General features: G+C 55.5%; 14 protein-coding genes and 1 CRISPR repeat array. Of the genes, 5 read left to right on the top strand and 9 right to left on the bottom strand.

What is annotated here, in order from left to right; translation table 11 throughout:
* Positions 1 to 29 precede the first annotated feature (29 nt).
* The 3 genes from QEP11_RS03900 to QEP11_RS03910 are packed head-to-tail and all read left to right on the top strand — an operon-like array spanning position 30 to position 5,632.
* Positions 30 to 3,818 carry a response regulator gene (locus QEP11_RS03900; protein WP_284335302.1) on the top strand — a complete coding sequence of 1,263 codons (3,789 nt, stop codon included), beginning with the start codon at positions 30 to 32 and terminating at the stop codon, positions 3,816 to 3,818.
* A 7-nt stretch (positions 3,819 to 3,825) separates the two neighbouring features.
* On the top strand, positions 3,826 to 4,758 hold the full coding sequence (locus QEP11_RS03905) for a GGDEF domain-containing response regulator (RefSeq protein ID WP_284335304.1): 933 nt from the start codon (positions 3,826 to 3,828) through the stop codon (positions 4,756 to 4,758).
* Positions 4,759 to 4,762: 4 nt separating this feature from the next.
* Positions 4,763 to 5,632 (top strand): DNA ligase, encoded by an 870-nt coding sequence (locus tag QEP11_RS03910; RefSeq protein ID WP_284335305.1) that lies wholly within the window; start codon positions 4,763 to 4,765, stop codon positions 5,630 to 5,632.
* A 71-nt stretch (positions 5,633 to 5,703) separates the two neighbouring features.
* Here QEP11_RS03910 and QEP11_RS03915 read toward each other — a convergent pair whose 3' ends face one another.
* A complete protein-coding gene (locus tag QEP11_RS03915) occupies positions 5,704 to 8,127 on the bottom strand; it encodes an arginine/lysine/ornithine decarboxylase (RefSeq protein WP_284335306.1) in 2,424 nt (807 codons plus the stop codon).
* A 150-nt stretch (positions 8,128 to 8,277) separates the two neighbouring features.
* Here QEP11_RS03915 and QEP11_RS03920 point away from each other — a divergent pair, with 150 nt between their 5' ends.
* Positions 8,278 to 8,703, top strand: coding sequence for an NfeD family protein (locus tag QEP11_RS03920; RefSeq protein ID WP_284335307.1), 426 nt, complete (start codon positions 8,278 to 8,280; stop codon positions 8,701 to 8,703).
* Between the two features lie 56 nt (positions 8,704 to 8,759).
* Positions 8,760 to 9,677, top strand: a complete 918-nt coding sequence (locus QEP11_RS03925) for an SPFH domain-containing protein (protein WP_284335309.1) — start codon at positions 8,760 to 8,762, stop codon at positions 9,675 to 9,677.
* Positions 9,678 to 9,810: 133 nt separating this feature from the next.
* Positions 9,811 to 11,459: a CRISPR direct-repeat array (repeat unit 28 nt; unit sequence TTTCTGAGCTGCCTGTGCGGCAGCGAAC).
* A 128-nt stretch (positions 11,460 to 11,587) separates the two neighbouring features.
* Here QEP11_RS03925 and cas6f read toward each other — a convergent pair.
* The 8 genes from cas6f to QEP11_RS03965 all read right to left on the bottom strand — a co-directional run bounded on the left by cas6f (position 11,588) and on the right by QEP11_RS03965 (position 22,690).
* A complete protein-coding gene (gene cas6f / locus QEP11_RS03930; protein WP_284335310.1) occupies positions 11,588 to 12,163 on the bottom strand; it encodes a type I-F CRISPR-associated endoribonuclease Cas6/Csy4 in 576 nt (191 codons plus the stop codon).
* 4 nt (positions 12,164 to 12,167) lie between these two features.
* Positions 12,168 to 13,184, bottom strand: coding sequence for a type I-F CRISPR-associated protein Csy3 (gene csy3, locus QEP11_RS03935; protein ID WP_284335311.1), 1,017 nt, complete (start codon positions 13,182 to 13,184; stop codon positions 12,168 to 12,170).
* Between the two features lie 68 nt (positions 13,185 to 13,252).
* Complete coding sequence (csy2, locus tag QEP11_RS03940) at positions 13,253 to 14,338, bottom strand: type I-F CRISPR-associated protein Csy2 (RefSeq protein ID WP_284335313.1); 1,086 nt, start codon at positions 14,336 to 14,338, stop codon at positions 13,253 to 13,255.
* The gene (gene csy1 / locus QEP11_RS03945; RefSeq protein ID WP_284335314.1) at positions 14,335 to 15,696 is read right to left on the bottom strand and encodes a type I-F CRISPR-associated protein Csy1; all 1,362 of its coding nucleotides are present in this window, start codon (positions 15,694 to 15,696) and stop codon (positions 14,335 to 14,337) included. The genes csy2 and csy1 overlap by 4 nt, the downstream gene beginning before the upstream one ends.
* A 37-nt stretch (positions 15,697 to 15,733) precedes the next feature.
* The gene (cas3f, locus tag QEP11_RS03950; protein ID WP_284335315.1) at positions 15,734 to 19,285 is read right to left on the bottom strand and encodes a type I-F CRISPR-associated helicase Cas3f; all 3,552 of its coding nucleotides are present in this window, start codon (positions 19,283 to 19,285) and stop codon (positions 15,734 to 15,736) included.
* Entirely contained in the window at positions 19,282 to 20,298 is a 1,017-nt protein-coding gene (gene cas1f / locus QEP11_RS03955; protein ID WP_284335316.1) for a type I-F CRISPR-associated endonuclease Cas1f, read from the bottom strand. Before cas1f ends, cas3f begins: the two co-directional genes overlap by 4 nt.
* Before the next feature lie 265 nt (positions 20,299 to 20,563).
* Entirely contained in the window at positions 20,564 to 21,487 is a 924-nt protein-coding gene (locus QEP11_RS03960) for a Bug family tripartite tricarboxylate transporter substrate binding protein (protein ID WP_284335338.1), read from the bottom strand.
* A gap of 180 nt (positions 21,488 to 21,667) precedes the next feature.
* On the bottom strand, positions 21,668 to 22,690 hold the full coding sequence (locus tag QEP11_RS03965) for an aldo/keto reductase (protein WP_284335317.1): 1,023 nt from the start codon (positions 22,688 to 22,690) through the stop codon (positions 21,668 to 21,670).
* Between the last annotated feature and the right edge of the window lie 145 nt (positions 22,691 to 22,835).

A 22,835-nucleotide genomic window follows, 5' to 3' on the forward strand; every position in this document is an offset into this window, starting at 1 on the left:
GTACAACGAGCCATTGCTTTGGAAAATACATGCCCCCACCTGCTGCTGCACGCCCCCCTCCGTTGAGCGATGGCTTCTACCGCCAATGCCTGGAGCAGTTGGACAATGAGATGTATGTCATCGATGCGCAGGGCAGGTTGATTGACGCCAACGCATCAGCATGTCGTGCCCTAGGATTTTCACTGGAGGAGATATGCAATCTTCCGGCAAAAAATCTGTGTGCGGAGTTCTCTCCCAAACAACTTAGACAGCTTTGCCGTAACAAGCCTGCATCATTGTCCTCAAGCTACCTGCTGCACCGCAAAGACAGCAGCGACCATGTATTGCGGGCACAGGTGAGCAGCGCTGAATATCATCAGCAACCCTATTGGCTAGTCATGGGTCAGCCTGCGAGTTCCGACAAAGTTGCGCATGCTGAGTCAGAGCAAGCGCTTACCCGACATTGGCGTCATCATGCTCGTCTGCTGGAAACCTTTATGGACAGAACTCCAGATGGAGTATTCATCAAGGACAGCAATGGCCGTTATCAATTCATCAACCAAGCGCTACTCAACCGCTGCGGACTAAGCCGAAGCGACGTCTTGGGATTTACGGACCAAGATCTGTTCCCGCCAGAGATTGCAGCCCAATACACCGCGTCAGACCGGGAAGTCATTGCACACAACACCCCTTTGTTATATGAAGAACGCTTGCCTGTAGGTAATAAGGTTCTGTTCTTCAATGTCATGAAAACACCTTATGTGGACGATGAAGGACAGGTCGTCGGCATACTTGGCATGACGCGTGACATCACCGAGATGCGTCTTGCTCAAAACCAGCTGGCACATAACTATGAAATGCTGCGCCAGGCAGAGCGCATCGCCAAAGTCGGTAGCTGGACGCTGGATTTGGTCACTCAAACCTTCACCAGCTCGGAAATGCTTTCGTCCATGAATGGATTGCAACCTGGAGACCCGCCGCTGACGCTGGAAAGTCTGGCAAACATGCTCGAGCCTGCCGACTACACCCTGCTTAGCCAGTGCATCCAGCAGTGCATATTGACAGGCACACCCTATACCGTCGATGTAACGCACAAACGCCCAGGCGGCGGAACTTTCCCGGCACGAATTCGCGGCCATGCCTTCCGCAATGCTGAAGGACAGACCATCATGCTGCACGGTACGCTACAGGATCTGACAGACTCGGTGGAAGCCGAGCAGCGCTTGCAGAACTTGGCTGACAACCTTCCTAACGGTGCCATCTTCAGTTGTGAACAGATTGGCCGCGAACAACTTTTCCTGCTCTATGTCAGCGCTGGTGTCTGGGGTTTGCTAGGTATTACGCCAAAGGGTTTGATGGCCAACCAAAATGGATTCGCGCAGCTTATCCATGAAGAAGACCGGGAGGCATTCTTCAGCGCCATGTTTGAGGCCATGCAGAACGCTGTACCCATCGTGCACGTATGCCGCATGCGGCACACCAATGGCAGCTTGCGCTGGATGCGCATACGTGCCATCGCAAGGCACTCGCAAGATGCTCTTTATTGGGAAGGCATATTGCTGGACATCACGTCCGAACACGCGGCGCAGCAAGACTTGCAGGAGGCCAAAGAGGCTGCAGAAGCTGCAGAGCGTGCCAAGTCCGAGTTTCTAGCCACCATGAGCCATGAAATTCGCACGCCCATGAACACCGTTATAGGCATGACCCAGCTGCTGCAGCAAACAGCCATGACATCCAGGCAACGTAATTATCTGGAGAAAGTGGAGCTGTCTGCGAAGACGCTGCTGAACATCATCAATGACATCCTGGACTTCTCCAAGCTGGAAGCCGAGATGCTGCAAGTGGACACCATGCCCTTTGAGCTTGAAGCCTTGCTGGAATCCGTTGGTTCTGTCACCACCTTGAATGCCGAGCAGAAGGGGATTGAAATGGTCTACAACATTTCCCCCAGCGTACCGCGCCACCTCCTGGGTGATGCCCAACGCCTGAGCCAGGTACTCACCAACCTGGTCAGCAATGCCATCAAGTTCACGGACCGCGGGGAAATCGTAATTTCCATGCACATCGAAGATGCAGCACCAGGGAATACGAATGCTTTTACCTTGCATGTGGCAGTCCGAGATACGGGCATTGGCATAAATCCAGAACAAATACCCCGCCTGTTTCTGCCTTTCTCTCAGGCAGAAACGCACACAAGTCGCCGTTTTGGAGGAACAGGTCTAGGGCTTGCTATTTCACGCAAGCTTGTCCAGCTGATGGGAGGCGAGATCAGTGTTCGCAGTCAACCCGGACAAGGCAGCGAGTTCAGCTTTCATGTGCGACTACAGGCACAGCGTCTCGATCACAGCCCACAAATTTTTGTGCAAAGCAACTATCGGGTTCTGGTCGTAGATGACAACCTGATCGCACGCGATACCCTGGCCCATATGCTTGAGGGATTTGGAATGGCATGCACCACGGTTGCCAGCGGCGCCGAAGCCCTGACATGCCTTCAAGAGGCTGCTGCAGCCAACCAGCCAATTGAATTGGTACTCATGGACTGGCAAATGCCAGGCATGGATGGTTTGGAACTGGCAGAACACATTCGCCAGCACGCCAGCCTTTCACACACTCCCGCCATGCTGATGGTGACTGCCTACTGCCGTGATGAAGTACTGGAGCGCGCGAATCAGTTGCGACTTCAGGGCTTGTTGATCAAACCAGTCACAGAGTCCGTTCTCTTTAATGCAATTCAAACTGCGCTGCAATTACACTCCAGCGAGCAGCCTCTCTCCTCTCATGGACTCGCCAAACCAGCGTCCTTGTCTCCGCCAACGGGCTTGCAACAGCGCCGCGTACTGGTTGTAGATGACAACGCGCTTAATCGGGAGGTCGCACAAGAGTTCCTTCAATTGGCTGGCGTGGTTGTCACCACAGCCAGCAATGGTCCTGACGCACTTGCCTTGCTGTCGCAGCACGAGTTTGATGCAGTCCTGCTGGATGTACAAATGCCCGAAATGGATGGGCTGGAGGTAGCCCGCAGCATCCGTGCAAAAGCCTCATGTAAACAACTGCCTGTGTGGGCGCTGACGGCACAGTCCCGGCCAGAAGACAGACAGGCTATTTTGGACAGTGGCATGAATGGCCAGCTCACCAAGCCGATTGACGCTCAGCTCCTATATGCCACTTTGCTACAAGAATTCGCCATGCTCCCAAGCACCGTTGAAGCTCCAGCAGCACATGCTGCCTTGTCCATGCCTGCGCGTTGCAGCATTGCACAGCACTTTGCAGACCAGCCTCAGCGAATGCAACGATTGCTGCATGCTTTCATGGGAGAGTTTGCTCAGGCTCCACAGCAATTGCGCAATTGGTATACAACCCAGAATTGGGAAGCTATTTCCATGATGGCGCATACCCTCAAAAGTGCTCTCAGCTATCTGGACCAGACAGCTGCAGTCCAGGCAATGCAAAGCTTGGAAAAAATCTGCCAAGAAAGACAGTTGCAGGCTTCACAACTGGAGAGTGCAGTCCAGCATCTTCAGATTGCACTAGGCAATGTGCAAGCACAGCTCAACGCCCTTTCGCTGAGCAGCGACACAATCTCCGCCAACGTGGATGCGCACGCACTTCATACGATGGTGGAAAAAGCTATGCCTCTCATTTTGCGAGGTGATTACGCTGGCCTGCAATTGCTGGAGCACGTCGAGAAACAGCTTCGTGGACACACTTTGCACGGATTGGCTGCACGTGCGCTGGTACAAGCCGAAGACCTGGAATCCGAAGCCAGCTGCGCAAACCTGTCTGCACTTTTGCAAAGCCTAGATAGCAACCGTTCAGATACAGACAATTTCCAGCCGTGAGCCATGCATGATGCTTGACCCCTCCCCTGCGCTGCCTCAGCAAGCGACCATCCTGATCGTTGATGACGAGCGTTTAAACCGTGCCACGCTGGCTGAGCTGTTGCAACCGCACTATAGGGTGCTGCTCGCCAAAAACGGAATCAGTGCCCTCGAAATTGCAGTCAATGAATGTGCACAGTTGGCCTTGGTGTTGCTCGATGTCAGCATGCCGGGCATGAGTGGCTATGAAGTCCTGCAAGCACTGCGTGCTGACAAACGCACCTCACACATTCCGGTGATCTTCATTACAGGCCAAAGTGATGAGGCAGCCGAGGAGTACGGACTGCGTCTAGGAGCTGCTGACTACGTCTCCAAACCCATACGCCCTGCAGTACTGCAAGCGCGCGCCAAAAATCAGGTAGACCTCTTCTTACGCAAGCGAGAACTGGAGCAACTGGCATTGGCAGATGGACTAACGGGACTAGCCAATCGCCGACATTTTGATGAAATGCTAGAGCACGCTCTGCGCCGCAGTCCTCGCTCAGGTGAATATCTGGGTTTGGCCTTGATGGACATTGACCTGTTCAAGCAGTTCAATGATCACTACGGTCATCTCCAAGGTGATGATGCACTTCGTGCCGTGGCTCAGGCCATGCGGCAGCATGCGCAACGTGCCGGAGATTGCGCCGCACGCTATGGCGGAGAAGAATTTGCTTTTGTCAGCCTTGGCTCAAAGGAAGCTTTACCTCAGATGGTCAAAAACTTTCGCTCCACCATCAATTGCTTGCGCATTCCTCATGCGGCCTCCCCCTCTGGCCAATTGACCGTAAGTGCCGGCATCGTCGTCTGCAGCCCGCAAGCCTCACGTACCGTTCCTCAGCTATTGGAAATAGCTGACTCGCTGCTCTACCAAGCCAAAGCCCAGGGCCGCGACCGCATGCTGTACCAGTTGCTGGAGTAAACCCATGCAGGCACGCAGATCCATCTTTTTCTTGGTGCTGCTTTGTGTGCCCCTACTGTTTTGGTGCTGCCGGGGCTACGCGCAGGCCCTCACACTGGCCAATACCTATCGCAGCGACCTGAACCTTCAAGACTACTGGGTCAGTGAAAAGTACGACGGTATCCGCGCATATTGGGATGGTCAGCGCTTGCGCACGCGCCAAGGCCTGCTCATTCAAACTCCAGCTTGGTTTACAGAAAACTGGCCCACACAGGCTCTGGATGGAGAGCTATGGGCTGGTCGCGGTCAATTTGTGATTACGCAAGCCACCGTGGCTCAGGGAACAAAACACGAAGCAGCCTGGCATGCGTTGCGCTACATGGTGTTTGACCTGCCGGAGCACCCAGGCCTTTTTGTGCAGCGCCAGCAGGCCTTGCAATCGCTGGTGCGCGACATCCAACAAACATGGGTTCAGGCTGTCCCCCAATGGCAGGTAAAAAATCACGATGCACTGATGCGCCAACTTCGCGCCCTCAGCCGTGAGGGAGCCGAAGGCCTGATGCTCAGGCGTGCCGATGCGGTTTACCGCGGCGGACGCAGCGATGACCTCATCAAGGTCAAACTCTTTGAAGATGCAGAAGCCACCGTCATTGCGCACTTGCCCGGACAAGGTAAATACAACGGCATGACTGGCGCTCTATTGGTGGAAACGCCCAGCGGGCAACGTTTCAAGCTGGGCAGTGGACTGAGTGATGCCGAGCGTGCTAACCCGCCCTCTATCGGCAGCACCATCACCTACCGCTACAACGGCACGCACCCCAGCGGCTTACCTCGTTTTGCACGTTTTTGGCGTTTGCGTACGCAGGCAGATAGCGTGCCAGCAAGAAAACCATAAAGAAACTGCCCGCATATAGCGGGCAGCGTGGGTATTCAAAGGCCTATCAACAACCTTGAACGCATTGGCTATTACTTGGCGGCTCCCCCCGTGGACTTAGCCGCAGGTTTACGCGCTTGCGACTTGGCACGAGGAGCGGTCGCCTTTTTTGCTGCCGCTTTAACCGCCAGCTTTGACACAGACTGGGGCTTTTCCAGGGCTACACAGTCGGCATAAAAGCGCACATTGCCACTTTCGTCCTCGATTTCCACCAGACCATGAATATCCGTCTCGAACCCGGGGCACTCCTTGGCAAAGTCACGAGCGAACAACAGGTAGTCCACGATTTTCTTGTTGAAAACTTCACCAGGAATCAGCAATGGAATGCCCGGCGGGTATGGTGTCACCAAGCCCACAGTCGTGCGGCCTACCAAGTGGTCGATTTCCACGCGCTCGGTCTTGCGCTGCGCAATGTGGGCGTACGCATCCGAAGGCTTCATGGCGGGGGTCAAATCCGACAGATACATCTCCGTGGTCAGGCGCGCAATATCGTACTTGGCGTACATCTGGTGTACGTGCTGGCACAGATCACGCAAACCCATGCGCTCATAGCGACGGAACTGCTGGCAGAACTCCGGCAAGATGCGAGACAGCGGTTGGTTGCGATCGTAATCGTCCTTGAACTGCTGCAATGCGGTCAGCATGGTGTTCCAGCGACCCTTGGTGATACCGATGGTGAACATGATGAAGAACGAGTACAGACCCGTCTTCTCCACCACCACGCCGTGCTCGGCCAGGTACTTGGTCACGATGGAAGCAGGAATACCGGTATCCGCAAAGTCACCATCCAGATCCAGGCCGGGTGTCACGATCGTGGACTTGATGGGATCAAGCATGTTGAATCCGTCTGCCAAGTCACCAAAGCCGTGCCAGTTGTCAAACTCCTTGCCGTTCTTTTTCTTCGACTTGGACTTGGGCGCCGTGTCCTTGCCGCGGATGATCCAGTCATCTGCACGTCCCACGCCCTCTTCGGCCAGCTTTTCAGGCCCCCAGACTTCAAACCACCAGTCGTCGTCGCCAAACTCGTCTTCCACCTTGCGCATGGCGCGGCGGAAGTCCAGAGCTTCCAGAATCGACTCTTCCACCAGCGCAGTGCCTCCGGGTGGTTCCATCATGGCAGCCGCCACATCGCAGCTCGCAATGATGCTGTACTGCGGGCTGGTCGAGGTGTGCATCAAGTACGCCTCATTGAACAGGTGGTGATCCAGCTTTTCATTCTGAGAATCCTGCACCAGCACATGCGAAGCCTGGCTGATACCGGCCAGCAGCTTATGGATGGACTGGGTCGCGTAAACCACTGATTCTTTAGGTCGAATACGCTTCTTGCCCATGGCATGGTAAGTGCCATAGAACGGATGGAATGCCGCATGCGGCAACCAAGCCTCGTCAAAGTGCAGATTGGCTACATAGCCATCCAGCATGGTCTTGATGGTTTCCGTGTTGTAGAGAACACCGTCGTAGGTGGACTGTGTAAGCGTCAACACCCGAGGCTTGACGGTTTTTGCATCCACGCCCTTGAGCAACGGATTGGCGGCAATCTTGGCCTGGATGGATTCCACGCTGAACTCACTTTGCGGGATCGGACCGATGATGCCGAAGTGGTTCCGTGTGGGCTTCAAGAACACCGGGATCGCACCCGTCATGATGATGGAGTGCAGAATGGACTTGTGGCAGTTACGGTCCACTACCACCACGTCGCCTGGAGCGACCGTGTGGTGCCAGACGATCTTGTTGGACGTTGATGTGCCGTTGGTCACAAAGTAGCAGTGATCGGCATTGAAGATGCGAGCCGCATTGCGCTCGGACTCGCCGATCGCACCATTGTGATCCAGCAATTGGCCCAGCTCTTCCACCGCATTGCACACGTCAGCGCGCAGCATGTTCTCGCCATAGAACTGGTGGTACATCTGCCCAACAGGTGTCTTCAAAAATGCTACGCCACCCGAGTGCCCCGGGCAGTGCCAGCTGTATGAACCATCTTCTGCATAGTCCAGCAAGGCCTTGAAGAATGGTGGCTGCACGCTTTCCAGATAGTTTTTGGCTTCACGGATGATGTGCTTGGCCACAAACTCTGGTGTGTCCTCAAACATGTGAATGAAACCATGCAACTCGCGCAGAATGTCATTGGGCAGGTGACGCGAGGTTTTGGTCTCACCGTAGATATAAATCGGCACCTCTTCATTCTTGCGCCGCACTTCCCCAATGAAACTGCGCAGGCTATGAATGATGGGATCGTCGTTATCACCAGTGAGTTCTTCATCGTCGATCGATAAAATAAAGGCACTGGCGCGACTTTGTTGTTGCGCAAACTGGCTCAGATCACCATAACTGGTGACACCCAGGACCTCAAAACCCTCAACCTCTATGGCCTGCGCCAGGGCACGAATGCCCAGGCCGGATGTGTTGTCAGAGCGGTAATCCTCGTCGATGATGACGATGGGAAAGCGGAATTTCATGCGCAACCCTTTGTAATCGGGATCAATAAAAGTCAGATAGCCGCGCAGTGTAAGTAATATCGTGAGCTATCCTGCAGATTGCAGACATTTTTCCTAAATTTACAGGCTGTTTCACAACAGCGAAGCCAACAAAGCATAGGGAGTTGACACATGGAGGAAAGTACTTGGTGGTGGATTCTTGCAGGCATCACCATTGCCGCAGAACTGCTCACAGGCGGAATCTACCTATTGATGATCGCTCTAGGCTTGGCCTGCGGTGCAATTGCAGCACACTTGGGCTTAAGCGCACCCTTGCAAATTAGTGCAGCGGCCCTGGTGGGCGTACTGGCTGTTTTGGTCTGCCGCCGCATTCGCGGCCGCCGTCAACCAGAGCTCCCCGCCAGTGCCAACCCTGATCTGAACCTGGACATTGGCGAAACCCTTCATGTGCCCGAGTGGAACAGCGATGGCACAGCACGCATCCCATATCGCGGCAGCCAATGGACCGTAAGCCTTCGCCCAGGCAGCATGCCTACAGCGGGTCTGTATCGCGTGATTGAAGTCCAGGGCAACCGTTTGATTGTGGATAAAGCCTGAGACCCCTCCAACAGCATTCCGTTTTTTCTTTTCTCTATCTCCTAAAGGTTTAGACCATGGAAATCGCCATCGTCGCATTTGTCATTGCTGCCATTTTCATCAGCATGTCCGTCAAGATCGTGCCCCAGCAGCACGCCTGGATCAAAGAGCGCCTGGGCAAGTACGCTGGCACCCTCGGCCCGGGACTGCGCATCATCATTCCGTTTGTTGAAAAAGTGGCTTACAAGCACAGCCTGAAGGAAATCCCGCTGGATGTACCCAGCCAAGTGTGTATCACCCGTGACAACACCCAACTGCAGGTTGACGGCATCTTGTACTTTCAGGTGACAGACCCGATGCGTGCCAGCTATGGCTCATCCAACTACATCATGGCTGTCACACAGCTTGCGCAAACCTCGCTGCGTAGCGTGATTGGCAAGCTGGAACTGGACAAAACCTTTGAAGAGCGCGACATGATCAACGCGCAAGTCGTCAACGCCATTGACGAAGCGGCGCTGAACTGGGGCGTCAAAGTTCTGCGCTATGAAATCAAGGACCTGACCCCTCCCGCAGAAATCCTGCGCGCCATGCAAGCGCAAATCACCGCCGAGCGTGAAAAGCGTGCTTTGATCGCAGCCTCCGAAGGCCGCCGTCAGGAACAAATCAATATCGCCACTGGCGAACGTGAGGCCTTTATTGCCCGCTCTGAAGGTGAAAAACAAGCTGCTATCAACAAGGCCCAAGGTGAAGCCGCTGCCATTACCACCGTGGCAGAAGCTACCGCCGAAGCACTGGAGCGCGTAGCACGTGCCATCCAGCAACCAGGCGGCGACCAAGCAGTTCAGCTGAAAGTGGCCGAAAGTGCAGTCGAGGCATACAGCAAGGTGGCTCAGGATGCCAATACCACCCTCATCGTTCCCAGCAACATCTCCGAGGTCTCCGGCTTGATCGCCTCCGCCATGCGAGTGGTTCAGCAAGGTGGCAAAGCCAGCTGACCCATGCGCCTACAGCTGCAAAAGTAAACATTAGGGCAGTTCGACCTATGTTCTACCAACGGGCCTTTATGGCCCGTTGGTTCTTTTGAAGCGCCATAGCACCAAAAGCAAACAGTCCAGCAAAACGACTTCATTTCAATGCTGCCTGTACGGCAGCGAACTGCAGCAGCATCCTGATCTTGCGCCAGCTTACTTTCTGAGTTGCCTGTGCGGCAGCGAACTTACCCGGTGATCGAGACTATCGCGTCTGGCATTTCTGAGCTGCCTGTGCGGCAGCGAACTTGTTAATTCGTCATAGCGCGGTGCTGTCTGCTTTCTGAGCTGCCTGTGCGGCTGCGAACTCGCATTTGCCATCTGCCTGCGCACCTGGATCTTTCTGAGCTGCCTGTGCGTCAGCGAACATGTCCAGCCACCCCAAGCATCAACGAAACCATTTCTGAGCTGCCTGTGCGGCAGCGAACATGCTCTACGGTGAACGACTTCAACTAGCTATTTTCTGAGCTGCCTGTGCGGCAGCGAACAAGGTCAGTGAGGCTTTCCGCAACGCAGTGGATTTCTGAGCTGCCTGTGCGGCAGCGAACAAAAAGCCCTAGAAATTCAACCCGCGCCCTACTTTTCTGAGCTGCCTGTGCGGCAGCGAACGGCTTCAAGCTCCTCTACGAACTCAATCCCATTTTCTGAGCTGCCTGTGCGGCAGCGAACTTCTGCAGGAGATGGAAAGCCAGCACGCACAGTTTCTGAGCTGCCTGTGCGGCAGCGAACGCAGCAGGCCGGGTCCAGGCTACAGGGGGTGGTTTCTGAGCTGCCTGTGCGGCAGCGAACGAGCTATTCGACGTGAAGCGTGACTTCGCAGATTTCTGAGCTGCCTGTGCGGCAGCGAACACGAATATGAAGAAGCAGATCAAGATCAGCAATTTCTGAGCTGCCTGTGCGGCAGCGAACACAAAGCGGCACTATCTGCATCGAGGCGCGAATTTCTGAGCTGCCTGTGCGGCAGCGAACCTTCCATCTCAGTGACACCCGAAGATGCCTTTTTTCTGAGCTGCCTGTGCGGCAGCGAACATGGCATCTGGAGGGGTTCCAGTGCCCCGCGTTTTCTGAGCTGCCTGTGCGGCAGCGAACCATGAGCTTGGCGCTGTGCGCGACCCGTCAGATTTCTGAGCTGCCTGTGCGGCAGCGAACATAAAACCTCCGCAACCCGGATTGGGTCTGGATTTCTGAGCTGCCTGTGCGGCAGCGAACGATCTCAAGCGCTTGAACCGCGGCTTGTGCTTTTTCTGAGCTGCCTGTGCGGCAGCGAACATTTGTTGTTATTGCTGTGTGTGGTGCGGTATTTTCTGAGCTGCCTGTGCGGCAGCGAACTACAAGATGGCTACAGGTAACGATGCCGACGATTTCTGAGCTGCCTGTGCGGCAGCGAACCTCATCACAAAATACGTGCCCACCGGTGGCGGTTTCTGAGCTGCCTGTGCGGCAGCGAACGCTAGAAAATAAACGAGCTAGAAATCGAGCTTTTTCTGAGCTGCCTGTGCGGCAGCGAACACGTCACGCGCTTACCCTTGTCCAGCTTCAGATTTCTGAGCTGCCTGTGCGGCAGCGAACTCGACCAGGAACGGCACACGCTCGTGCAGATTTTTCTGAGCTGCCTGTGCGGCAGCGAACAAACCCACGCCTAGATTTCTTTACCTACCGGCTTTCTGAGCTGCCTGTGCGGCAGCGAACGTCTCGTTTTCACAGTTCTGCGCAAGTCATGTTTTCTGAGCTGCCTGTGCGGCAGCGAACTAGAGCATATCTCAGTCAGATCACTGATTTTTTAAAGAATTCCTCACAAAAAAGCGAACCACCCTTTTTTACAGCGATTCGCTAACCCGTTGTTTTTAAAGCACTGCGATCAATGCTTGAAAAAAGGGTCAAAACCAGGGGATTGATGCACCTTGGCTAAGTCCATAGGTATTGAACTTGCCCTTTGCTGCATGTGGCAGCAAAGGGCCATGCTCAACAAACAGCGCAAATGTTTGTGCAGTACTATGGCTTCGCAGGTTGGCAAAGGGCAGGTCGGGTTTGCGTTCTACATGTAGAGGGATGGCCTCTGTGGCCTGCTCCGCTGTTTCGCCTTTGCGCTGCATACGGCGGCGGCGCAGGCGCTCTACGCTGGTTTTGAATTGGCGCCGCTGCACGCAACGGTGACTGGCACCAGCGGGCACAGGTGACAAGGCTGCCAAAGCAATGTGATCTCGCATGCCTTTGAGCCAGTCAATGGCAGAGAGCTGCTCCAAGGCCTGTTGCGTGCCATGCAAGCGCACCAGACTACCCAGTGTTCGCTTGCTCACCGGTGCGTTCACATGCTGCGGGAAGCTTACGCCCACCTCACCGCTGCCCAATTGCACCAAGGCACGGTGCAGCTTTGACAGCAGCGCCCCCATCAGATGTGCGTGGCTGAACTCGGGGTCTGGCAGGATGGTGATATCGATGTAATGCGTAGTCATGGCATCAGCTCGCATCACCAAACACACCACCACGAATCAGCACGGCCATAACAAAGTGCTGCTGTTCCACGGCGGGGACCTGGTCTTTAAGCAGCCAGTTGTCCAGCAATGTGTAGAAGTCCATTTTTTGCTTGGGCTGGCGATAGGCCTTGCCTTGTGTGGTGACCGAGCCATAGGGCTCCACGGCAATTGGCCCCAGCTCCGCTGCGCCTTCATACCAGGTATCAATCGTGCGAATGGCATTGCCGATTTTTTGCGAGTGCATGGCGGCCACGTTATCCACGTGATACAGCGTCTTGCTTTTGCCGTTGCTGCCCTTATCGAGAATCAGCTCCTGGGAAGGGAATACTTCCTGCCCTGCCCCCACACGCACAAAGGCCGTGATTTGCAGCAGCACATGGCGCTGGCCTGCAAGGCCCTCAGCGATCACTGCACCCACCTCCTTCACTTTGGAATCAATAGCATCCAGCGTGCGCATGCTGTGCTCCAGTGCCTTGAAAGACCAAGAATGTTCCGCCTTGCCATCTTTCAGCACAGTGACTTCAACCACTACCTCTTCTGCGCCTTGGCGGTTGCGCCACAGAAAGCGGCCGTTGGCCAGGTTGGCTGCATAGCGGTTGGCCAACTCAGCAAAGCCGTTTTGTTGTACATAGCCCTGCACGGTTTGCAGCAGTTTGGCTTGGTAATCCGCACTGTTGCAAGCAGACGGTGTACCTGCACCAGGCAACACACGCAGCGTGAACTGCACTTTCAACGTGTCTGCATCAGCAGGTAGCGCCGCCACATCCACGGTTTGCAGGTTGGGGTTTTCAATCGCTGCATCCAGCTTGGCAGGATCTTGGTCTTTGGTTTTCAGGCGGTTACTGATGGTGCCGCGTACGGACTTGGGCTTGATCTCCACAGGCACCCAGCTTGCAGATGCATCACGCTCCTCCCAGCGGCCTGCGCGGAAGATGGCGTCCGATGGGTCCAGCTTGCGTTCAAAAGCCAGGACAGAAGCGGTTTTAAGTATGTTCGACATGGTGAAATTCCTTAGGTAATTTGTTCAAAATTCAAGAAGAAATGCAAAGAAGGCGCGTGCCAATGCCTCTAGTCATCGACATAGTCGTCGTCCTCCTCATCCCAGTCGTCGTCAGCAATGCCTGCTGACTCCTGATGCTCTGACAGCGTGTTGTGAAAGGTATTGCGGCAGCGGTACAAGCCTGCGGCGGCATCGGTATCCGCCTGCCATAACAAGTCTTGCAGACGCTCGATCCGGTGTGGACTAAGCCATGCGCCAATCGAATACACCGACTCCACAAAGCGCAGCGGTGCTGTCATATCGCGTGCATTGCCCACCGTACCTGCTGCATGTTGGGCCCCCAAGGCTGCATAGCCCACAGGAATGGGAACCAGCCAGCCGCTTCCCTTGGTTTTTTCCATCTGTCGGAATGGGTCTTTCCACTCGACTTTGCCGTCTGACTGAGCTTCGCCGTCCTTGACAGCTTGCGCCTCATAGTTAAAGCGTGCTGCGTGCAGCCAGGCATCGAGCAGCGTGGCCTGGGGCTGCGTGGTATTTCGCAGCTTTTCCAGGCGCTGTGCCAGCACATCGTCACGCGACACCAGTGCAAAACCGGGCAGCCATTGGCGACGCCAGCGCCGAAAGTCCTCTTTTTGCTGCGCGTTGTCTTCAGCAATCACGTCCATCCAGGGCCGCACTTTCTTGCCTGGCGCAGGACGCGATGGCAGCAAGCTGCCACCAGCCACGCGCATCTGCTCAGCAATTTCTCCCACTGATTTGGCCCATGCCTCACGCTGCTCTTTGTCATGCAGCTCACTGGCTGCTGCACCAGGCTGCAAGGCCACGCCAAACACCAGTGACACCTGCATGTGCATGCGGCCTTCTTCCACAATGGCAGCGGTGCTGCCGTCTTTGTCCACGGGGTTGCGTGTCAGATTGAAAGTGCGCACATAGCCCTCGCTGACCTGCTCCTGATGGTGATGGCATACCACGCCAACACTGAGCAGCTTCAAGGGAATGTGCTTGTGCGCCAGCTTGCGCTGCAGCGCCCACATCAGGCCAATAAATGCCGTGATGGATGGAAAGCCGTGCGTCAGCGGGCTGGAAATGGCGTTGGCATTTTGCACACGCAAGTGTGGCAACACCAGAATGGCTTGAGGCTGTAGCTGGATCATGCTGCACCACCTTTTCCTGACTCCAACTTGCTGCGCAATGCACGCAGCTGCCCCCTGAAGCCATCCTCGTCAGCCAGCAACTCTTTGGCCCATTCGCGAGCCTCCACATCACCTACAGGCAAACGGTCTTGCAGCTGCTGGTTCAGCCAACGCCCAAAGCGCTTGCCAATTTCGGCTGGCCAGTCCATGTGCAACCACTCCTGCGCAAACTCCGCTTCTTGCGGCATTTCAGTGCGTAACGGGTCCAGCCAGAGCTGCTCATCACGATGGAGCTGTTCAAACCTGTCGGTGTCCATGGTCCACCCCGCAGGCATGCTTTGCTGCAACTCTCCGGCCAGCGCCACAAGCTCGTCCACCAAAGTGTCGATCAGCGCTTCACGACGCTCCCGCGTCTCAAGGTTTGGAGGTGGCTCGGATTGCAGAAACTGGCGCAAGGCGCGCACCGTCTGACGCACTTCTGGACGAGAGATGAACAGTTTGTTGAATACCGAATCTGTACCCACAGGCAGTCGCGTGGCGCTGCTCTTCCACACAGGCGGCAGTGAGGACAGCAAATAGTTCACCCCGCCCCGCTCGCTATTCAATTGACTGATATTTTGAGGCTTCGTCCCACCCATCTTTTGCGCAGCCAAGCCTGGATAGTCATAAAAAACACCATCGTGCGCCTTGCGCTCACGGCGGGCGATGCGCGCCGCCTTGTTGGCATCACCAAAGCGATGTGCCTGAATTTCTGCATACACCGCATGGGCCAAGGAAGTGGCATACAGTGGTGCCAGCAATTCATATTGCGCATCATCACTGGCATCGTCGCCTGTCAGCCAGTACAACTGCTTGGCACGGGTATGGCTGCTGGGGCCTCCGGCCCGCGCCTCAGTCAACGACACAAAAGCATCGCGCAGCACCTGAGCTTGCGTTGCATCGTCGTGCAGGGCTTGCAGGGCAGCAGGGTCTTTTGCCAGCAAGGCTGCCAGCAAGGTTTGACCTCCTACTTGCAGCTTGAGCAGCTTGTACACATCCAGGGCAGCCGCATTGCCTACCACATCGCTATCAAAATCCGCACCCAAGGCGTGGCTGCCCACATCTTGCAATGGGGGTAGCTGTGACGGATCGACATAAAGATTGGTGCCGCGCGCGTCCGGATGGATGGGCTTTAGCGAATGGGTAACCGCTTGAATTTGCTGCACACGGCGTGCTGCATCAGCAAGCCATATATGCGGCTCGTGTTCTGCCATGAGCTGCTGCCGTTTCGGGTCATCCTCTTTAAGTTTGTCCAGCTTAGCTCGCAAGCGCGTGCGAATGAATGCACGAACGGCAGTATGAAAACCTGCATACCCAGGTTCTTCTTCCATGTTCTCCATAACAGCCTCCTCCTTTCTAAATCTTGTTGATAGGTTTTCAGCGCACTAATTTATTGAACCCTAGCGCCTCATGCCAACACCAGCCTTGCGTTGACTCCGGCAAGCTGGCGGTGGCATAGCGCTTGGCGCACTGCTCCAGCGTCAGGTCTTTTTCTTTGGCCAGATCACTCAAGGCCTGTAGCAGATCAACCTGTATCCAGGGCTGCACGCTGTGCTGCGGGTTGGGAAAAAGCCTCTTGTCTGCAATGCGGGTGAGCATGGTTGCGTCATCGCACACATACAGGTTCTCAGTGCGCTTACCTTCATCCACCACACGATGCAAGAGCAACAGCGCCTCATCTTCATCTGGTAAAAACGCCACCTCCACACGCTGCTGGTCATCGGCACGAAAACGCTGGTATTGGGGCAGCACGCCGGTCAGCCACAGGCGCTGCGGATGGGCTGCATCGGCTTCATACCAAGCCAGGCTGGCATCGCGCTGAACCAGTGTGGGCATGAGTGCATCAGGCTTTTTGGGGAGCATGGTGTCACGCATACGGGCATGCTCCAGATCCACCCAGTTGTCTGCCCGCCTGGGTTTTCGTTTGACTTGATGAATGCGCGGTTGCGCATCCACAGGCCAGGGGCTGGGCCATTCCTGCAACTGGCGCTCTAGCAAGACGCTCAGACTGTGTGAACTGAAATGAAAATGTGGCGTGTCGCTGGCATCCAGCTCAAAGCCGGGCTTGCAATAGGCCGCTTTTTCACGATCAGCGTCCTCCGTAAACTCCAGCGCCTTACCGTTGGTGTCCAGAACTTGCACATTGACCGTTTGCACGGGACTGCTGCGATGTCGGCGCACTCGGCCAACCAACTGAATGAGGGAGCGCATCGATGATGGCTCCACCACGGCCCAGTCATAGTCATGGTCACGCCCCACTTCGGTGATGGGACTGCCCAGCACAATAAAGAGTTGGTCGCTCTCCGGATATTGGTCAATCAGCGCACGTATGGAGGGACGCTGGAACACAGGGTCTGCGCCATCTTCCAGTGGGCGGCGACTGAGCACGGTGTCCAGCTCCTGTTCAATGATGGAACGCGCCAGCAGCGGAAACTGCGAGTGGTACACACACAGATGAATGCGCACGCCTGCAGGAGCACCTTGGGAGTAGATAGACTGCGCCACGTCCAGCAGCGGCGCAATATTGGCCATGCGAATCAGTCCAAAACTCACACGCTTGCCACTCTCCGGATCAAGGCTGTGGTTTTGCGTGTTGCTGTGCAGCTTCCAGGCGCACTGCAGCATGAATTGCGCCAATTCCTGGCGACGTTGCTGTACCGGGACGCCTATGGCCTGCAAATCCTCTGGCAGCGGAACAATTTGCGCCAGCCTGCGTGCCCCGGTCTTGGCTGCTTTGGCCAGTTGCTGCATACGCTTGCCGACGAATGTTTCATGCGCTTGAGCGAAGTCGCTGCCTTTGGCGCATGCATGGTCGGCTTGGTGAAATTCATCCACCCACAGGCAGCACACGCTGACGGGCTCATGCGGGCGATCACTACGGTGTTTTTGAAATACTTCACGCCCAGCACGGTAAGCGCGAAACAGTCCCTCCACCAAGGCTGGCGGCAAGGTGGCCGACGACAGCAACACCCGAGAACCCAGTAACCCGGCCCAGTGCACAAGACGTGTAAGCGCGGGCAAATCAGCCATGTCAAAGTCGTCTGGCTCATCCAGCACCAGGTCGCTGGTCAGCAAACGCAACATGGGGGCAATCTGGCGACCACCGCGCAGGCTTTCGGTGGCGGGCGTGAGGTGGTCTACCGTGCACACCAGCAAAGGGGCCGCAATCAGGCGGCGCACCTGTGCGTCGTCTGTCAAACGCTCCAGCAAGGGATGGCGGTCATTGCCCTCAAACAACACCTGCCCACCCTCATCCAGCAAGGCTTGATTGGATGCAGAGCCTGTGGCTTCAGCTTGCCGCTCCCAGTATTCAAACAAGTCGCGGCTGGCCGCACCACCGACCCTGATGGCCAGCTGCTCATCGCTCAGCCCCAAGTCACGCTGAAAGCTGCGCCCGGTTTGCAAGGTCAGGGTGCGCAGGCCAATGGCAAAGGCGCAGCGCATGCCGAGCTTGGGATCGGCCAAGGCATTCATGATGCGTGCATTGCCCAGGGTTTTGCCGCAGCCGGTCGACGCCATATTAACAATGAACGCGCCTTGGCTGGCGGCTTGCAGGCGCACACCGGCAGCCCAGTCTGTGGCTTTGTCTTGCCACTGAAAGCGTGCGCTGCTGTTGCGCTTTTTCAAGCCCTTGTGGTTTTGCAACGCGGGCAGGCTGCGTGCCAATGTGGGCAGCGAGTGTGTGATAAGGCTGGTGTGTGCTTGCACGCCCAGCAGATGCTCATCCAGGGTTTGATTGAAAACCGGCTTGAAGCACTTGCCTGCCCCCCACCTGTCACCATTCTTTCTGGAAGTGTTGGCAAACAGTGGGTAGCCTGCACTGAGATAGGGCTTGCGACGGGCCTCGTCTTCGATGCTGGAATAATGGTGGTCGGCCAGCATCAGGCACATGCGGCTGATGTGCATGGTGAACGGGTCGTTCAAGACGGATGCTCCGTCACCCTTGTCCACCAAAGCCAATAACTTGCAGGCATAGCGCGCAACTTGCTTGCGCCATGACAACTGAGCAACAGGCAGGCCATGTGGGAAGCGCCAGTACGATTCCAGCGTCAGGCTGTCCACAGGCTCGCGTGGCTCATTCCAGTCTGCATTTACGGCTTGCAACAGCCCTGTCAGTTCTGCGCGTGTTATTGACACGCGGTTGCTGCCGAAACGGCGCCAGATACGATGCTTGTCTTCATCGCCAAGATCCGTATCTGCTTTTTTTTCCACGGGTTTGCAAGGCAAGCGGTGGTGCGTCAGCACCAGCCACGCCACGGCTTGTGCCAGCGGAGGCAAAGCAGCAAAAGGATTCAGGGCTCTCTTTTGCCCAGGCTGCCATTTGGCATCCGTGATGCCATCACAGTGCAGTTGTGCCAACCAGTGCGCTTCAAATGCCTGGGAATCAACCTCGCTGTCGGCACAAGCGCCCAGCCGCTGCAGCCAACCTGCATCCGAGTCACTGCCTACAAACGACTGAAACAAGCGCACTGACACCCATTCGTGGCGATAGTGGTTGCGCTCCATCACACGGGGATTGCGCAGTCGATCCTGAAACGCCTGCGTGGCCTTGCCCAGATCGTGCAGCAAAGCAGCCAATGCTGACAAGGCAGTGATCAACGGTAGGTGATGCCAGGCGTTTTCATCTTCGGCACGCAAAATGTTGTGGCTGCTTGTATTGGTCGGCACTGCCCCAGCTTCGTTGAACTGGCGGCCATCACCCACCACCCACAACAGTTCGCTGTGGTCGCGCCCGCGAATCCAGTGGCAGGCCACCGCAGTGTTTTTGCGTGCGCTCTGGCGCAGCAGCTTGCGCACGGTGTCCAGACCGGCTTGGGTGATGGAGGTCTGCCAAGTGCGCTCGCCACGACGCTCGGCAAACTGGTCCAGAATGCGGCGCGTTTCGGTCAGCGCTCGTTTGCTGCATTGGGAGACAAACAGCACATTCATGGCTGCCCCTGGGTGATGGATTGCTTGTGCAGCGCCAGTCTGGAGGTTTCCATCGCAATTTGCTTGACGCTGTCGATCATGAAGTCCAATGACTCTGAGCGAGTGAGCACTTCAATACAGCCGCTGCGAAATTGCTGTTCGTCGTCGCCGCGCATCGCAGACATAAAGGCTTGCGGCAGGATGGCAGCATCCTTGACCAGGTCAGCCACATCAAACACCAGCCCTCCGCGCCGCGTTTTGCCATGGAGCACAGCCAGGCCATGCGGCAATCCCAGCACCCAGGTGGCAGTGGCGCCCAAACCATAAGCCAGATAGTTGCCGTGATCGAGAAAGCGGTTTGCGGGGTCGGTGCCGGTGCCGCGCTTGGACCGTGTGAAATCTCCATAGCCCACGGTATCCACGGCCAATTTAAAGAGTGCCTTGGTCAGGCGGGCCTCTTCGGTGAGCAAGGCAGTAATATCTACGGCATTTTGAGAAAGTCTGTGCGAATGCTCAAGCAGCGATACCAGCTTGGCAGCATCCACCGCAAAGCTACCATCTCTCAAACTGCGTTTTTGCCATTCGCCGCGAATGCGCTCCAAGCGAAGTGCCTGCAGCTTTTTAGCGGCATGCAGGCGCAGTGCGTCATCAAACCAGAACTGCACCCAGGCTTGCAGATATTCCGTTGGCCGGTATTCACTTTGCGGCTGAAACCAGGCAACTTCCACATCCACTTCCTTGGCACTGAACAAAGGCGTGCCACCGCCCCCACAAAAGCCAACCAGCACCCCTGCCTTGCTCAACTCGCGCATGGCTGCCTGTGTAATCGAAGTGCCTGTGCCCAGCAAAATGCTGGTGGTATTGGCAATGGGAATGTTCCAATACAGACTTTTTTTGCCAGCGTCCGTGACATACTCCACACGTCCCCCATTCACCAACACACGACAATGCTCTAACAAATAGATGTTGGCTCGCTTGGAGTGAATAATGGTTTTCAGGTCTGAACTTTTGAGTTCTGTGTTTGTTATGCCCATGTTTTTTGTAATCAATCAGGCGTTTAAAGACTCATTTCTCTCACATGCTGCCTCTTTCAATTGCAAACAAATGGATATTGGTACTTATTCACAAAATTCACTCACCTTTAACCAGAGGTTCTGCCAAGAACCCTATAATTTTCTCCCTCAGGAAACCCTGTAAAGCTTGCACCTTTGCGCCATTCGTTAAAAAAGCTTATGCAAATAATAAAAAAACGCCACATAGCGTGGCGTTCTGTTTTTTTATATGGCTAGGCTAAATTGCTTACTGCTTGGGTATGCCTGCTTTTTCGATCACTGTGCCCCAGCGCTGAATTTCTGTTTTCAGCAGCTGAGCCGTCTCGGCCGGTGTGCTGGATTGGGCTTGTACATTCAAGCTGCGCAGTTTTTTCACCACCTCGGGGTTGCTGACAGCTGCAGCAATTTCCTTGTGCAAGCGATTCACCAACTCAGGGGGTGTTTTGGAAGAAACAGCCAATGCATTCCAGGACGAAGCTACAAAGCCTTTAACGCCCTGCTCCTGCGCAGTGGGTGTCTGCGGCAGCAGCTCTGAACGTTTTTCTCCTGTCACTGCCAGCAATTGCACAGCCTTGGATTGGATCTGCCCGGTGATTGGTGCCAGGATCTCCACAGCCACATCCACCTGCTGCCCACGCAAAGCAGTAACCACAGCCGGAGTTCCGTTAAAAGGAATCACCTGGGCATTCAGACCTGCTGCTGATTTGAACAGCTCTGCAGCCAGATGCTGGGTACTTCCCACATTGATGCTACCAATATTGAGCTTCCCCGGGTTGGCTTTACCGTAACTGACGACTTCTCCCAGGCTCTTGAATTTTGACTTGGCATCGGTAATGACGCCAATATCAAAATAGCCCAAGGTGGAAACAGGCGTCAGGTCTTTCACCATGTCAAACGGCAAATGCTGGAACATATTCACGGTGACGGCACTACCGTTGGACATCAGGAACAAGGCGTGGCCGTCTGCTGGCGCCTTCACCACCCAGTCGGCCGCCACAATGCCGCCTGCACTGGGTTTGTTTTCGATGATGACGGGTTGCCCCATCTGCTCGGACAATTGCTGCGCCACAACACGTGACGTGACATCGGCCACACCCCCAGCCCCAAATGGCACCATGATGCGGATGGGCTTGGCAGACAATGGCTGTGCCACTGCCGCGGCCAAAGGCATCAGCGCCAAAACACCCCAGGCAACAACACGTCCACAGCGCACGCTCCATCGATTTCGGTCTTGCATACGAAACTCCTTGAATCCTTATGAAGACCAGTGTGCCATTTGCAGACAAGGGTCATGCGCTGTTTGATGGCTAGCAGTTATTTCAATCTGGCATAGCTGGTGCAGCGTTATGCCTTAAGTACCAGTATTCTCAAAAGCGAATTTTTCAGTATCGACTTCACGCTGCCCTTGCAGTGCATAGCGGTCGCCCACTATGGCTTGTGGCGAAAACAGCTGATCCAATTCAAACAAGACTTCTGTGGTCAACTCCACAGAACCGCCGCGCACATTCTCCAGCAAGTGCGCTGTCTGTGTGGTCCCAGGCAAGGCAATGACATGTTCGCCTTGATGCAGAACCCAAGCGATGGCCAGCTCTGCCAGCGTGCACCCCACTTTATCGGCCACGACTTGCATAGGTGCCAGGAGGCGCAGGTTCTGCGCATAGGCCTCTGGTGCAAACCGTGGCATGGCCGCACGAATATCACCCTTTGCCCAACTATTCGCGGTCTGCAATTTACCCGTCAAGAACGCGCGCCCCACGGGGCTGAATGCCACATAGGCAACCCCCAGCTCTTTGCAAGCCTGCAGCGTTCCCAGCTCAGCGTTTCGCGACCACAAGGAATATTCACTTTGCAGCGCAGCAATCGGATGCTCCGCATGTGCGCGGCGCAAGGCAGCGGCGCCCACCTCAGACAAACCAATGGCCCGAATTTTTCCTTCCTGCTTCAACCGCGCCATCTCGCCCACAGACTCTTCGATCGGCACACTCTTGTCCCAGCGGTGCAGGTAGTACAGATCAATCACATCCGTGTCCAAACGCTGGAGGCTGTCTTCGCAGTTTTGCCGGATGGTAGCTGGCCGTCCATCAATCACACGGCGCATGACTCCATCCTCGCCAGGTACGCCAGCCATGCCACATTTGCTGGCCAATGTGATGCGGTTGCGATGTGGTTTGACCCAGGGCGCAATCAAGCGTTCGTTGGCACCAAAACCATAGAGCGCCGCTGTATCGAACAGGTTCACCCCAACATCCAATGCGGTGTGAAATACCGCCTGCGACTGCTCAGCACTGGGCGGCATGCCGTAAGCATGGCTGAAGTTCATACAGCCCAGGCCTACATTGCTGACGTTCCATGGGCCTATACGGCGTTGCTCCATTACTCATCCTTTCGCGATCTGAATGATCAAAGTTTTTGGGTAGAAACCATGCATTGACAAACAAGGCATGGTTCAAAAAAAATCCCGCAATCACTGGTGAGCGAGTGCGGGATGTGCAATGCATTATTCGATGCACCTGCCGTAG

Source organism: Comamonas halotolerans (genome assembly GCF_030162935.1).
GTDB lineage: Bacteria > Pseudomonadota > Gammaproteobacteria > Burkholderiales > Burkholderiaceae_C > Comamonas > Comamonas halotolerans.

Excerpts from the sequence above, each read along its gene's own strand:
- csy2 (WP_284335313.1), bottom strand. The coding sequence starts at position 14,338 with ATGATCCAGCTACAGCCTCAAGCCATTCTGGTGTTGCCACACTTGCGT.
- QEP11_RS03920 (WP_284335307.1), top strand. The coding sequence starts at position 8,278 with ATGGAGGAAAGTACTTGGTGGTGGATTCTTGCAGGCATCACCATTGCC.
- cas1f (WP_284335316.1), bottom strand. The coding sequence starts at position 20,298 with ATGGGCATAACAAACACAGAACTCAAAAGTTCAGACCTGAAAACCATT.
- QEP11_RS03900 (WP_284335302.1), top strand. The coding sequence starts at position 30 with ATGCCCCCACCTGCTGCTGCACGCCCCCCTCCGTTGAGCGATGGCTTC.
- QEP11_RS03905 (WP_284335304.1), top strand. The coding sequence starts at position 3,826 with ATGATGCTTGACCCCTCCCCTGCGCTGCCTCAGCAAGCGACCATCCTG.
- csy3 (WP_284335311.1), bottom strand. The coding sequence starts at position 13,184 with ATGTCGAACATACTTAAAACCGCTTCTGTCCTGGCTTTTGAACGCAAG.
- QEP11_RS03915 (WP_284335306.1), bottom strand. The coding sequence starts at position 8,127 with ATGAAATTCCGCTTTCCCATCGTCATCATCGACGAGGATTACCGCTCT.
- QEP11_RS03960 (WP_284335338.1), bottom strand. The coding sequence starts at position 21,487 with ATGCCTTTGGCCGCGGCAGTGGCACAGCCATTGTCTGCCAAGCCCATC.
- QEP11_RS03910 (WP_284335305.1), top strand. The coding sequence starts at position 4,763 with ATGCAGGCACGCAGATCCATCTTTTTCTTGGTGCTGCTTTGTGTGCCC.
- cas3f (WP_284335315.1), bottom strand. The coding sequence starts at position 19,285 with ATGAATGTGCTGTTTGTCTCCCAATGCAGCAAACGAGCGCTGACCGAA.
- cas6f (WP_284335310.1), bottom strand. The coding sequence starts at position 12,163 with ATGACTACGCATTACATCGATATCACCATCCTGCCAGACCCCGAGTTC.
- QEP11_RS03965 (WP_284335317.1), bottom strand. The coding sequence starts at position 22,690 with ATGGAGCAACGCCGTATAGGCCCATGGAACGTCAGCAATGTAGGCCTG.
- csy1 (WP_284335314.1), bottom strand. The coding sequence starts at position 15,696 with ATGGAGAACATGGAAGAAGAACCTGGGTATGCAGGTTTTCATACTGCC.
- QEP11_RS03925 (WP_284335309.1), top strand. The coding sequence starts at position 8,760 with ATGGAAATCGCCATCGTCGCATTTGTCATTGCTGCCATTTTCATCAGC.